The following is a 13,432-nucleotide window of genomic DNA, read 5'->3' as shown; positions in this document are numbered from 1 at the left end:
ATACGCTCGCAGGCGATGAACATGAAGAAGATCGCCCGGAATCCGCTGATCTACATCGCGCTGATCGGCCTGCTGCTGTTCGGCGGATTCATGATGATCAGCAGCCTGGGCGCCGCATCGCAGATCTCCACGCAGGAGGGCATGAAGCTGCTCGCCGGCGACACGGTCACCGAGGTGACCCTGACCGACGGAGACCAGCGCGTCGACATGACGCTCGCCGAGCCCTATCAGGGCGCCACAGACGTGCAGTTCTACTACGTCCAGGCCCGTGCCGACGAGGTCGTCGCCGCGGTCACGGCCGCAGAGCCCCAGGACGGTTTCAACGATCGCGTGCCGCGGCCGTCGTTCTTCGACGGCCTCCTGTCGCTGCTCATCCCGATCCTCCTGCTCGGCCTGCTGTTCTGGTGGCTGCTGTCTTCCGCTTCGGCCGGCGGCGGGCGCATGATGCAGTTCGGCAAGTCGAAGGCGAAGCTCGTCAACAAGGAGACCCCCACGGTGACCTTCGCCGACGTCGCCGGAGCGGACGAGGCGATCGAGGAGCTCGAGGAGATCAAGGAGTTTCTCCAGGACCCCTCCCGCTTCCAGGCGATCGGTGCGCGGATCCCGAAGGGCGTGCTGCTGTACGGCCCTCCCGGAACCGGAAAGACCCTGCTGGCCAGGGCCGTGGCCGGAGAAGCTGGTGCACCGTTCTACTCGATCTCGGGTTCCGACTTCGTCGAGATGTTCGTCGGCGTCGGTGCCTCGCGGGTGCGCGATCTGTTCACGCAGGCGAAGGAGAACGCCCCGGCGATCATCTTCATCGATGAGATCGACGCGGTCGGGCGGCATCGTGGCGCCGGCATGGGCGGCGGCAACGACGAGCGGGAGCAGACGCTCAACCAGATGCTCGTCGAGATGGACGGCTTCGACCCGAACGCCAACGTCATCGTCATCGCCGCGACCAACCGTGCCGACATCCTCGACCCGGCGCTCCTGCGTCCCGGCCGCTTCGACCGGCAGATCCCCGTCGAGGCCCCCGACATGAAGGGTCGCCTGCGGATCCTCGAGGTGCACGCCAAGGGCAAGCCGCTGTCGCAGAACGTCGACCTGGACGCCGTGGCGCGCAAGACCCCCGGCTTCACGGGTGCCGACCTGGCGAACGTGCTCAACGAGGCGGCGCTCCTGACGGCCCGTTCGCACGCACAGCTCATCGACGATCGCGCACTCGACGAGGCGATCGACCGGGTGATCGCCGGACCGCAGCGTCGCACCCGCGTGATGAAGGACCGCGAGAAGCTCATCACCGCCTACCACGAGGGCGGGCATGCGCTGGCCGCTGCGGCGATGAACTATTCGGATCCTGTCACCAAGGTCACGATCCTGCCCCGCGGGCGCGCGCTCGGCTACACGATGGTGCTGCCGCTGGACGACAAGTACTCCGTCACCCGTAACGAGCTGCAGGACCAGATCACCTATGCCATGGGAGGCCGGGTGGCCGAGGAGGTCGTGTTCCACGACCCCACGACGGGGGCGTCGAACGACATCGAGAAGGCCACGAACATCGCCCGCAAGATGGTCACCGAGTACGGTATGACCACCGAGGTCGGCCCGGTCAAGATCGGGTCGGGGTCCGGCGAGATGTTCGTCGCTCGCGACATGAATCGCAGCCGCGACTACTCCGAGACGATCGCGGAGCGCGTCGACGCCGAGGTGCGTGCGCTCATCGAGCAGGCCCATGACGAGGCGTATCAGGTGATCAACGCGAACCGCGACGTGCTCGACCGTCTCGCCCTCGCGCTCCTGGAGCACGAGACGCTCGACCACAATCAGCTCGCCGAGATCTTCCGCGACGTACGCAAGCTCCCGGAGCGCCCGATGTGGCTGTCCAGCGAGGAGCGGCCCGTCTCGGCGCTGCCTCCGGTTGATGTGCCGCGCCGTGCCGTCGAGGAGGGCCGTGCGGCGGCGTCGACGGAGAGCGCCTCCGGCGTCACCGCGGCGGGCGCCAGCGATCAGCGCGGCTCTGCGGGCCAGGCCCGTCCCGCCACGGCGTAGTCATGGCGGTCGACACCGAGCGCGTCGTCCGTCTCGTGCACGAGCTGCTCGAGGCGATCGGCGAGGATCCTGCCCGCCCCGGTCTCGTGCAGACCCCCGCGCGGGTCGCGGACCTGTACGCGGAGCTGTTCGCCGGCGTCGGCCAGGAGCCGGGCGAGCCGCTCGCCCGCACCATCAGCGTCAGCCGTGGACCGGCTCCGGACACCCTGCCGTCGGGGGCGGTGATGCTCCGCGACATCCGGTTCCGTTCGGTGTGCGAACACCACCTGCTGCCGTTCGCCGGGCGCGCGCATATCGCCTACCTTCCCCGTGAGCGGGTGGTGGGGCTGGGCGCGCTGCCGCGCGTCGTGGACGTCCTCGCCGCGCGGCCGCAGGTGCAGGAGCGCCTGGGCGAACAGATCGCAGACGTCATCGCAGAACGTCTCGACGCGCGGGGCGTTCTGGTGGTGCTCGACGCCAGCCACGGGTGCGTGACGATGCGGGGCGGGCGGCAGCCGGAGGCGTCCACGCTCACCATCGCGGCGCGCGGGGAGCTGGCAGAGCCCGCAGCACGGGCCGAGCTGATCGCGCTGATCGGAACCGGGTCGTGACCGCGATCTGGGGCATCGTCAACGTCACCCCCGACTCGTTCAGCGATGGCGGGCGCTATCTCGATCCGGTGCATGCCCTCGTGCACGCGCGGCGACTGCGCGAAGACGGTGCCGCCGTGATCGACGTGGGCGGAGAGTCGACCAGGCCCGGTGCCGAGCGCGTGGGAGCCGAGGAGGAGCAGGCGCGCGTGCTGCCGGTGGTCTCGGCCCTCGCCGATGAGGGCATCCCGGTGAGCATCGACACCCTCAACGCCGCGACGGCGGTGGCAGCGGTGGCCGCCGGGGCGCGGATCGTCAACGACGTATCCGGGGGGCTGGCAGACCCCGAGATGCTGGCGGCGGTGGCAGAGTCCGGCGCTGACGTCGCTCTCGGGCACTGGCGCGGGCCGTCGGCCGACATGTACGCCCGGGCCTCGTACGGCCGCGTCGCGCGGGAGGTCGCCGGCGAACTGCGTGACCGGATCGAGGCGGCCGCGGCGGCCGGCATCGCCCCGGCCCGGATGATCCTCGACCCCGGTATCGGCTTCGCCAAAGCTGGCGCGCAGAACTGGGAGCTGCTGCGTGACCTCGAGGAGATCACCGCCCTCGGGTCTCGGGTGCTCATCGGGACCTCGCGCAAACGCTTCCTCGGCGATCTGCTGGACGCCGCTGGTGCCCCGGCGACGCAGCAGCAGCGCGACATCGCCACCGCGGTGACGAGCGCGCTCGCCGCGCGCGCGGGGGTGTGGGCAGTCCGCGTGCATGACGTCGCTGCCACCAGGGACGCGCTCGCGGTCGTCGGCGCGTGGGACGGTGCCGCCTCCGGGCGTGGCTGACACCGGCGCCGCACCACGCGGGATCGGCGCCGCGCGGCCCCACGGGCCGGGAGTAATCCACGGGAGTTGCCCGCGGACGCTCAGGGGGCGCCGCGCCGGCCGTAGGGTGGAGGGGTGACCGACGAGATCAGGCTCACCGGGCTGACGGTGTTCGGCCGGCACGGAGTCTACGACCACGAGCGCGAGGACGGGCAGGAGTTCGTCGTCGACGTCGCGCTGCGGATGCCTCTTGCGCCCGCCGCGGCGTCCGACGATGTGGCCGACACCGTCCACTACGGGGAACTCGCCGAGCGTATCGCCGCCGTGGTGGGGGGAGAGCCGGTCGCGCTCATCGAGACGCTCGCCGAGCGCGTCGCCGCGATCGCCCTCGCCGACGTCCGCGTCGTCAGCACCGTCGTGACGGTGCACAAGCCGCACGCGCCCATCCCGTTGACCTTCGCCGACGTCGCCGTCACGATCGAACGACACCGCGCGGCCGAGGACCACCGCCCGCACGAGGGGAGCAGCGCATGAACCGCCGTCTGACCGAGGCCATCCCGCCCCTTCCCGCACGACCGGGGCGCGAACCCGTCACCGCCGTCGTCGCGATCGGATCGAATCTCGGCGACCGTGCCGAGACGGTCGACCGTGCGGTCGCCCGTCTTCGCGGATTGCCGCTGGTCGACGATGTGCGGGTCTCCGCGCCGATCTCCTCCGTCGCGATGCGTCTGGACGGGCCCGACCCCGATGCGCCGGAGTTCCTCAACGCCGTCGCCCTCGTGACTACCCGTCTGGCCCCGTCCGTGCTGCTGGGGATGCTCCACGCCATCGAGGCGGAGCAGGGCCGCGTGCGGGCCGAGCGCTGGGGCGACCGTACCCTCGACCTCGACCTCATCTCATATGGCGACCTCGTCAGCGACGACCCGGCGCTGACACTGCCGCATCCGCGCGCCGCCGGCCGGCTGTTCGTGCTCGAACCGTGGGCGAGTATCGAGCCGGACGCCGAGCTGGTCGGGCACGGCAGAGTGGCCGGCCTCATCGCTGCGCTCAAGGCGGACGCCGCGGGGCAGGGATGATGAAGCGCTCCTCGGTGCCGGTCCTGCTGCTCCTGGCGGGGCTGGGGGCTGCGGTCGGATACTCGGTCGACCACCTGCTCACCTCGCGGGGCGGGCCCTCCTTCACCCCGTCCGCACTGCTCCCGCTCATGCTCGTGCTGCTCGCGGCCGGAGTGCTGGTGCTGGGCTGGCAGGTGCGGCGTGCGGTCAAGGCGCGAGCGGAAGGCCGTGCGGACGCCCATGTCGACCCGTTCCGGGCCTTCCGCACCGCCGTGCTCGCCCGTGCTTCGAGCCTGCTCGGGGCGATCATGACCGGTTTCGGGGTGGGACTCGCTCTTTTCCTGCTCACACGTCCGGTTCCGCCGTCGGTAGGATCGACCGTGGCGATTGTCGCCGTGATCGCGGCATCCCTCGCCCTGGTCATCGCGGCTCTCATCGCCGAACAGTTCTGCACAATCCCAGGGGGCCCCGATGACCGAGAGCCAGACGACTCCGCCTCGCCCGCAGGACCCGCTGCCTGACGAGGGGCGGGGCCTCGCCGAGAGCCCTGATGCAGCCGCCGCACGCGGAGGTGCGGACGGCGGTCACGCCTTCGGCGCTCCGTGGGGTGCATCCCAGCCGGTTTCTGCGCCGGCCGGATCCGAGCAGCCCGCGCCGGCTGATCCTGTTGTCGCCGCAGGGGCGGAGGCGGCCGTCGGCGCAGGGCCAGAGGCGGCTGTCGCCGACGGCGTGCAGGGAGAGGCCGCCGCCCCCGCAACGGCGGATCAGCCCGCCCCCGCAGCCTCCGGCGCGCCGACGACGCCGCCGAGCCGCGCATCGCTCCGTCAGGATGCTGCAGCGCAGCGGCCAGAGGCCGCAACGTCCCATCTGGACACCGGCACATACACAAGCCTCCGCGAGCCGCGGCGCGCGGGCGCCCTGCGCCTCGACGGCACGTGGCACCAGATCTCCCGGCGCTACGTCATCTCGCAGGTGCTGCAGAGCGCGATCCTGATCGCCGTGGTGCTGGCAGCGGCAGCGGTGCTCGAGATGATCACCAGGTCGCTGTGGCCGTGGATCCCGGCCGGGATCATCGTGCTGATCACGCTCGTGACGATCATCATCCTGCCGCGGCAGGCGCGGGCGATCGGCTACATGCTGCGCAAGGACGACATCGTCTTCCGGCGTGGCATCCTGTGGCAGCGCATGGTCGCCGTTCCCTATGGCCGTCTGCAGCTCGTCGACATCACCCACGGCCCGCTCGACCGTGCCTTCGGCATCAGCCAGCTGAAGATGGTCACGGCGGCCGCGACGACCGGCGTGCAGATCCCGGGTCTCACGCGCGCAGGTGCCGAGGAACTGCGCGACACGCTCATCGCGGTCGCCGAGACCCGGCGGACCGGGCTGTGACCACTCCCGTTCCCGGTCCGGCAGCGCCGCACGACCCGGCGGGTCACGGGGCGGCGGGTCACGGCGCGGCGGGGTTCGGCTCGCACGACCCCGGCGCGGCGGCGCCGCGGAGCCCGTACGGTGCGGCACCGCAGGCGGCGCCCGGCGCGGATGGTCAGCCCTCGCGCACCCCCGCAGCGGGAGGTTTCGCCGACGGGGAGTGGCATCGCCTGCACCCGCTGACGCCGCTGTTCCAGGGCGGCCTGGTGCTGGTCATCATCGCGGGCATCATCATCTCCAACCTGCGTGACCAGATCACGTACTGGCTCATCGACGTGTTCGCCCCGCGCGGTGCGCACGTCGACGACTACAGCGGCGACCCGATCAGCTGGGCGGCCTCGAACGGGTTCCTCCTGCTCGGAGCGCTCGCGGTCCTGGGCGTCGTGCTGGTGCTCATGGCGGTGTTCTGGGTTGTGTGGCGGTTCCACCAGTTCCGCATCACCGGCGAGCACGTCGAGGTGCGCAAGGGCATCGTGTTCCGCTCGCAGCGGCGTGCCCCGCTCGATCGTGTGCAGGGCGTGAACCTGACGCGACCGTTCCCGGCGCGCCTGATCGGGATGGCCAAACTGGAGATCGTCGGCGCGGGCACCGACGCCAACGTCCCGCTCGAGTACCTCTCCACCTCGACGGCCGAGCAGGTGCGCGCAGACATCCTCCGGCGCGCCTCGGGCGCACGGGCTGCCCGTCACGCCGCGATCGCGGCGCAGGACCCGAGCTATGTGGTGCCGGGTGCCCCGGGTGCTGGCGGCTACGGCGCCGGGCTCCCGGATCCCGGCCGTCCGGCCGGGGCGCTCGCGACCACCGTGAGCGGGGGCGTGAACGACCTGATCGTGGGCGTGGACCTCGACGACGTCGCCGCAGAGAGCGTCGTGAAGATCCCGACCGGGCGCCTCATCGGTTCGCAGGTGCTCGGCATGATTCCGGGTCTCGTGATCGGTCTCGTGATCGGTGGCGTCGCGGCATCGATCGCGATTCCGCTCATCCTGCGCAGCGAGGGTTCGCGCGCCTGGGTGGCGATCGTCGCGATGCTCCTGGGCATCGGCATCCCGCTCGTCCTGAGCCTGGCTGCGGTCGCCTGGGCGCAGATCTCGCGGTCGTTGCGCTATTCGATCGCGCCGACGCCCGATGGGGTGCGCATCACCTATGGCCTGTTCACCACGGTCACGGAGACCATCCCACCGGGGCGCATCTTCGGTGTCGAGGTCGTGCAGCCCCTCCTGTGGCGGCCGTTCGGCTGGTGGAGCATCCGCATCAACCGGATGAGCGGCAAGAGCGCGTCGCAGCAGCAGTCCGGCAGTGCGCAGCAGTTCAACATCGTGCTTCCGGTGGGGCGTCGCGAAGACGTGCAGCGGGTGCTCGGACTCATGCTGCCCGACGCCCCGTCGGTCGACAGTCCTCTCGTCTGGGATCAGGGGATCCTGGGTCCGCAGGACGGCGACGCCTACCTCACGGTCGCCACACGCGCCTGGTGGCGCCGGCCGCTGTCGTGGCGTCGCCACGGTCTGCTCCTCACGCGTTATGCGCTGATGCTCCGCCGCGGACGCATCTGGCGCAAGTTCGCGATCTTCCCGCTCGCTCGGATGCAGGGCGTCTCCGTCGCGCAGGGGCCCATCGATCGCATGCAGCGTGTCGGCTACCTCACGGTCCACTCCATCAACGGCCCCATCAGCGGCGACGTCGTGGGTATCGACCGGGATGCGCTGCTGCGGGTTCTCGACGAGGTCGTTCGCGGTGCTGCCGTTGCTGCGGCGGGCGATCGCGCGCACCGCTGGGCGGAGGAGGGCGTGCGCGCCCCCGATGCCGGTGACGCGACTCCCGCGGGATCCTCCGGGGGTGCTGGGGTGTATGCGGGTCCGCTGACCACCGCCGGTGACCCGTCCGGCCATGCTCCGGTCTCGACAGCGCCGCCAGAGGCACGGCCGGAGGGTGCCCATGGCGCGTGAGGGTCGTCTGGGGGTCGGCATCGTCGGTGCCGGTCGGGTCGGTCCCATGATCGGTGTGGCCCTGGGCGGCGCTGGTCATGCGATCACCGGCATCACCTCGGGCTCCGACGACGACCGCGTGGCCGCCCTGCTGCCGGGCGTTCCCGTGCTGGAGGTTCCGGAGGTGCTTCGGCGCAGCGAGCTGGTGGTGCTCGCGGTGCCTTCCGCTCAGCTGCCGGGTCTCGTGTCGGGGCTCGCTGAGCTCGGGTACTGGCAGCCCGGCCAGCTCGTGATGCACACCGATCCCGCTCATGGTCTGGCGGTGCTCGAGCCCGCGGCGCGCGCCGGTGCGATCCCGCTGGCCGTGCACCCCGCGATCTCGTTCACGGGCACCTCGATCGATCTGCGCGTGCTTCAGGGCGCGTATGCCGGGGTGGCGGCTCCGGCGCCGGTGCTCCCGATTGCGCAGGCCCTGGCTGTGGAGCTTGGCTGTGAGCCGGTCGTCATCGCCGAGAAGGATCGGGCGGCCTATGCCGAGGCCGTTGGTGTCGCGTCCGAGTTCTCCCGCTCGATCGTGACCCAGGCGGCTGGTCTGCTGCAGGGGATCGGTGTGGCCAACCCCGGGGGCTATCTCTCTGCGCTCGTGCTGTCGACCGCCGAGCGTGCACTGCGCGAGGCGACTGATCCTCGTCCGCCGCTCGAACCCTGACGGCTCGCCCGCCACCACGCCCACCCGGACGCCACGAGACCAGGCGCCCAGCCCCGGAACAGGCAGCTGCGGCGACCTTCTGCCTGTTCCTGCGCTTTCTGCCTGTTCCGGCGCCATCTGTTTGTTCAGTGTCGGCTGCCGATACGGCTCAGGGCGCCTGCACTATGCCCGATAGGCTGGGAGACGACTTTCTGGAGGAGCCCCCGCATGACCGACGCACCCGAGAACACCCCTGCCGATGAGGCTGCCGAAGACGACGTCTTCGAGCAGAAGGCGGTGCGTCTGGCCAAGCGCGAGCGCCTGATCGCCGAGCGGGTCGATGCCGCGGGCGGGGCGTTCCCGGTGGCGGTGCCCGTGACGCACACGATCGCCCAGCTGCGGGCGGAGTACGGCGAGCTCGAACCCGATACGCAGACGGGGCTGGTGGTGGGGGTCGCCGGACGCGTGGTCTTCAGCCGCAACACCGGCAAGCTCTGCTTCGCGACGTTGCAGGCGGGGGATGGAACGCGTATTCAGGCGATGATCTCCCTCGCCAACGTCGGTGAGGATTCGCTGCAGCGGTGGAAGGAGCTCGTCGACCTGGGTGACCATGTCTTCGTGCATGGCGAGGTGATCTCCAGCCGCCGCGGCGAGCTGTCGATCATGGCCGACGACTGGAAGATCGCTTCGAAGGCGATCCTGCCGCTGCCGAACGTGTACGGAGAGCTGAACGAGGAGACGCGCGTGCGCAGTCGTTTCCTCGATCTCATCGTGCGGGAGCAGGCCCGCACGACGGTGCGCGCCCGAGCCGCGGTAAATGCGAGCCTCCGCCAGACCTTCGCCGCACACGGCTACGTCGAGGTCGAGACCCCGATGCTCCAGGTGCAGCACGGTGGCGCATCGGCACGGCCGTTCATCACGCACTCCAACGCTTTCGACACGGAGCTGTACCTGCGCATCGCGCCGGAGCTCTTCCTCAAGCGTGCCGTGGTGGGCGGGCTGGAGCGTGTCTTCGAGATCAACCGCAACTTCCGCAACGAGGGAGCGGACTCCACGCACAGCCCCGAGTTCGCGATGCTGGAGTTCTACCAGGCCTACGCCGATTACAACGTGATGGCCGACCTGACCCAGGAGCTGGTGCAGAACGCGGCGATCGCCGTCTCCGGTTCCACCACGGTCACCTGGGCAGACGGCACCGTCTACGACCTGGGCGGGGAGTGGGATCGCATCTCGATGTATGCATCGCTCTCCGAGACCGCCGGGCGTGAGGTCACGCCCGAGACGCCGGTGGCGGAGCTTGCCGCCTGGGCCGCCGAGGTGGGCGTCGAGGTGCCGGAGAAGATCGCGACGCACGGAAAGCTCGTCGAGGAGCTCTGGGAGCACTTCGTGAAGGGGTCTCTGGTGCGCCCCACCTTCGTGATGGACTTCCCGCTCGACACGAGCCCGCTCGTGCGTGAGCACCGCTCCATTCCCGGCGTCGTGGAGAAGTGGGATCTCTACATCCGCGGCTTCGAGCTGGCGACGGGATACTCGGAGCTGGTCGACCCCGTCATCCAGCGGGAGCGCTTCGTCGAGCAGGCGAAGCTCGCGGCCCGTGGCGATGACGAGGCGATGCGCGTAGACGAGGAGTTCCTTCGTGCGCTCGAGCACGGCATGCCGCCCACCGGCGGGCAGGGCATGGGCATCGACCGGCTGCTGATGGCGATCACCGGCCTCGGCATCCGGGAGACGATCCTCTTCCCGCTGGTCAAGTAGCGCACCCTCCCGAAGACCCCGGTGCGGGCGGACGACCAGCGCGGCCGCCCGGATCGGACGGGGGGACGGGTGCCGGTCCGCGGGTCCGCCGCCCCGGGGGAGCGCGGAGTGTGCCCGGGAGCGCGCCTCCCGGGAGATCAAGGCGTGTCTCCTGCCCTCGGCGCCGGCCGTGGCGAGAACGCCCACTCCGGGAGCATGCCCGCGTCGATCATCGTCGTGAGCAGCGCGGCGAACGAGTGCTCGGGGTCGATGCGTCGCGCCGCGGCGACGTGCGATGCCGCTTGCGATGACCGACCCAGTGCCCAGGCGAGCCATGCGGCGGCGGTCAGAGCACCGCTGCGCCGCCGCCGCGGCGCGAGCGAAGCCGCCGCTCTGGCCCGGCCCAGCGCGAGCAGCAACCGGTCGGGATCAGGCCGTGGCGCACGGCCCATCAGGATGCCGGAGAGGGCCGCGGCCCCTGTGCCGTCGCCGGCGAGGAACGCGAGCTGCGCGGCGAGGGCGGCCGCCCCGGCGTCTGCGCCTCCGGCCCAGTGCAGAAGGGCGACATCGCGCAGCATCGGACGATCGAGGCACAGGATCAGCCGGGCGTCGGTTTCGGCATCGGGGATCGGCCGATCCAGCACCTGTTCGAGCAGGCCGGGCAGCGTTCGGGCGAACGCGGCGACGCCGCCGGGAGCGTTCCAGCCGCGTTCGATGGTGTGCAGGTGCGCCGCGACAGCCGCTTTCTCGCTCCGTGCCGCGGCGGGAAGCCGGGCGCCGGCCGTCTGATCGCCGGTGACGTCGCCGATTCCGGGTACGGTCACCGCGGTGATCTCGCTGAGCGGGTGCGGCCCGGGGGCGGGGTCGAGGTAGCTGTTCCACCCCGTTGTGCCAACGCACAGGGCGTCGAGGACCGCGAGTCCGCAGCTGTCGGCACGGCTGTGGAGCTCGGCGACGATCCCGCCGCCGGGCAGCGACGGCCCGGCGGCCGGGGCGTCGACATACGCGATGATGACGACGGCCTCCGTCTCTGGCACCCGGCACGCCAGGCCGATCGCGGTGGCGGCGAAGGCTGCAGATCCGGGCGGACGCGCCCCGGTCGCTCCGGGCGGAAGGTCGAAGCGGATGACGCCGTGCGTGCGCCCGCCGCCGAAGGGAAGCAGCACGAGGCTCTGCCGGGGCGTGCAGCCGGCGAGGGCGGGGACGGCACCGAGCAGATCGGCGGAGGATGAGGCGTGGACGACGGTTGTCATGCGTCGAGGATCGCGCGTCTGACCGGGCGGGACCGGCCGGATTCCAAGGTCTGTGAAAAGGGCTTCGCGTACCCCCGGCTGTGGAGGGGCCTCGTCCCGTCCCGTCCCAGCGGTGCCCGCGGCGAGCGAACCCCGCGTACCATGGGACCCATGCAGGGCGACTATTGGCTGATGGCGGTGTGGGCGGTTGTTCCGACCGCCGTCGTCGCGGCGATCTTCTTCGTCATCCTGCGCGGGATCATCCGCGCGGACCGCACCGAACGGCGGGTGCGCGCGGAGATCGAGGCCGAGGAGCGCGCTGCACGCGGGCTGCCACCGCGGACGTCCTGACCGGATCGCACAGGGGCACGGGCCGCCGCATGTCGTGGCCCGCCGGTACTGTTGAGCGCAACCGCTGACGCGGCGCGAAGGGTGAGGCATGGACTGGCAGCTGTGGGTCGCCGGCATTACCCTCTTCATCGACCTCGTGATCCGCATCACGGCGATCATCGTGGTGCCGCGCAACCGTCGCCCGACCTCCGCGATGGCGTGGCTCCTGGCGATCTATTTCATCCCGCTGATCGGCGTGCTGCTGTTCATCGTCATCGGCAATCCCCGGCTGCCCCGGGCGCGGGTGAAGAAGCAGGAGCGCATCAACGGCTTCATGGATCTCGCGAGCAGCCAGCTGCGCGCCGGGAGCCTCCGGCCGCATGCGCCGGCGTGGTTCGCGCCGCTCGTGCACATGAACAAGAAGATGGGCGCGCTCCCGATCACCGGAGACAACGGCGCCCATCTCATCTCCGACTACCAGGAGTCGCTCGACGCGATGGCCGATGCCATTCGGCACGCGGAGAGCTATGTGCACGTCGAGTTCTACATCCTCCAGTCCGATGCATCGACGGACAACTTCTTCCGCGCGTTGGAGGAGGTCGCGGCACGCGGCGTGACCGTGCGGGTGCTGCTCGATCACTGGGCCAACCGCTGGAAACCGCGCTACAAGCACACCATCCGCCGGCTGGATGCGATGGGAGCGCAGTGGCAGCTGATGCTGCCGGTGCAGCCGCTGAAGGGGCGGACGCAGCGCCCGGATCTCCGCAACCACCGCAAGCTCCTGGTCGTCGACGGCAGGGTCGCCTTCCTGGGCTCCCAGAACGTCACGGACTCCAGCTACAACCTGCCCAAGAACATCCGTCGCGGGCTCCGCTGGGTCGACCTCATGGTGCGCATCGACGGTCCGGTGGTGGCGAGCGTCAACGCGGTCTTCCTCGGCGACTGGTACAGCGAGACCGATGAGGTGATCGATGTCGAGGAGATGATCAGCATCGAGCCGGGCAGCGGCGACCTCGATTGCCAGATCGTGCCATCCGGGCCGGGGTTCGAGGTCGAGAACAACCTGCGGATGTTCCTGACCCTGCTCTATGCGGCCAAGAGCAAGATCATGATGGTCAGCCCGTACTTCGTGCCGGACGAGTCGCTTCTTCTGGCCGTCAGCGGAGCGTGCGACCGGGGTGTGGCCGTCGAGCTCTTCGTCTCCGAGGAGGGCGACCAGGCCACGGTGTACCACGCGCAGCGCAGCTACTACGAAGCGCTGCTGAAGGCGGGCGTGCGGATCTGGATGTATCGCAAGCCGTACATTCTGCACACCAAGAGCCTCACCATCGACGATGACGTCGCCGTGATCGGCTCGAGCAACATGGACATGCGCTCCTTCGGTCTCAACATGGAGATCTCGATGCTCGTGCGCGGCGAGGAGTTCGTGCGCGAGGTGCGCGGCGTCGAGGACATGTACCGCTCGCTCAGCCGTGAGCTCACCCTGGCCGAGTGGGAGCGGCAGCCGCTGCGCTCGACGGTGCTCGACAACCTCGCCCGGCTGACGTCCGCCCTGCAGTAGCCCGCGGGCGCCGTGACCTGGACGTGATGCAGGCGATGCTCAGCTGAACGGCTGGGCGCGCCGGGTG

The 13,432-nt window shown here is 70.5% G+C and carries 13 protein-coding genes; 12 read left to right on the top strand and 1 reads right to left on the bottom strand.

Features of this window, described 5'->3' with window-relative positions; genetic code table 11:
* Positions 1-15: 15 nt before the first annotated feature.
* The 10 genes from ftsH (at position 16) to lysS (ending at position 10,263) form a co-directional block, all read left to right on the top strand.
* Positions 16-2,031 (top strand): ATP-dependent zinc metalloprotease FtsH, encoded by a 2,016-nt coding sequence (ftsH, locus tag AC3RXY_RS14145; RefSeq protein WP_491511560.1) that lies wholly within the window; start codon positions 16-18, stop codon positions 2,029-2,031.
* 2 nt (positions 2,032-2,033) lie between these two features.
* The gene (gene folE, locus AC3RXY_RS14140; protein ID WP_491511559.1) at positions 2,034-2,621 is read left to right on the top strand and encodes a GTP cyclohydrolase I; all 588 of its coding nucleotides are present in this window, start codon (positions 2,034-2,036) and stop codon (positions 2,619-2,621) included.
* Entirely contained in the window at positions 2,618-3,436 is an 819-nt protein-coding gene (gene folP, locus AC3RXY_RS14135) for a dihydropteroate synthase (protein WP_491511558.1), read from the top strand. The genes folE and folP overlap by 4 nt, the downstream gene beginning before the upstream one ends.
* A 114-nt stretch (positions 3,437-3,550) precedes the next feature.
* Positions 3,551-3,949, top strand: a complete 399-nt coding sequence (folB, locus tag AC3RXY_RS14130) for a dihydroneopterin aldolase (protein WP_491511557.1) — start codon at positions 3,551-3,553, stop codon at positions 3,947-3,949.
* Positions 3,946-4,491, top strand: a complete 546-nt coding sequence (gene folK / locus AC3RXY_RS14125; protein ID WP_491511556.1) for a 2-amino-4-hydroxy-6-hydroxymethyldihydropteridine diphosphokinase — start codon at positions 3,946-3,948, stop codon at positions 4,489-4,491. Before folB ends, folK begins: the two co-directional genes overlap by 4 nt.
* Positions 4,488-4,991 carry a DUF3180 domain-containing protein gene (locus AC3RXY_RS14120; protein WP_491511555.1) on the top strand — a complete coding sequence of 168 codons (504 nt, stop codon included), beginning with the start codon at positions 4,488-4,490 and terminating at the stop codon, positions 4,989-4,991. The genes folK and AC3RXY_RS14120 overlap by 4 nt, the downstream gene beginning before the upstream one ends.
* A gap of 346 nt (positions 4,992-5,337) precedes the next feature.
* A complete protein-coding gene (locus AC3RXY_RS14115) occupies positions 5,338-5,859 on the top strand; it encodes a PH domain-containing protein (RefSeq protein WP_491511586.1) in 522 nt (173 codons plus the stop codon).
* The gene (locus AC3RXY_RS14110) at positions 5,856-7,841 is read left to right on the top strand and encodes a PH domain-containing protein (protein WP_491511554.1); all 1,986 of its coding nucleotides are present in this window, start codon (positions 5,856-5,858) and stop codon (positions 7,839-7,841) included. The genes AC3RXY_RS14115 and AC3RXY_RS14110 overlap by 4 nt, the downstream gene beginning before the upstream one ends.
* Positions 7,831-8,529: a Rossmann-like and DUF2520 domain-containing protein gene (locus tag AC3RXY_RS14105; protein WP_491511553.1), complete on the top strand. Its 699-nt coding sequence runs from the start codon at positions 7,831-7,833 to the stop codon at positions 8,527-8,529. The genes AC3RXY_RS14110 and AC3RXY_RS14105 overlap by 11 nt, the downstream gene beginning before the upstream one ends.
* 207 nt (positions 8,530-8,736) lie before the next feature.
* On the top strand, positions 8,737-10,263 hold the full coding sequence (lysS, locus tag AC3RXY_RS14100; protein WP_491511552.1) for a lysine--tRNA ligase: 1,527 nt from the start codon (positions 8,737-8,739) through the stop codon (positions 10,261-10,263).
* Between the two features lie 137 nt (positions 10,264-10,400).
* Here the strand turns inward: lysS and AC3RXY_RS14095 are convergent, their stop codons facing one another.
* On the bottom strand, positions 10,401-11,495 hold the full coding sequence (locus AC3RXY_RS14095) for a DUF4192 family protein (protein ID WP_491511551.1): 1,095 nt from the start codon (positions 11,493-11,495) through the stop codon (positions 10,401-10,403).
* A 150-nt stretch (positions 11,496-11,645) separates the two neighbouring features.
* Between AC3RXY_RS14095 and AC3RXY_RS14090 the strand changes: the two genes are divergently transcribed.
* Both AC3RXY_RS14090 and cls read left to right on the top strand, forming a co-directional pair.
* Entirely contained in the window at positions 11,646-11,825 is a 180-nt protein-coding gene (locus AC3RXY_RS14090; protein ID WP_491511550.1) for a hypothetical protein, read from the top strand.
* Between the two features lie 88 nt (positions 11,826-11,913).
* Complete coding sequence (cls, locus tag AC3RXY_RS14085) at positions 11,914-13,365, top strand: cardiolipin synthase (RefSeq protein ID WP_491511549.1); 1,452 nt, start codon at positions 11,914-11,916, stop codon at positions 13,363-13,365.
* Positions 13,366-13,432: the final 67 nt, after the last annotated feature.

This window comes from Microbacterium longlingense (genome assembly GCF_058349825.2).
This window is presented reverse-complemented; position numbering and strand designations above follow the sequence as displayed.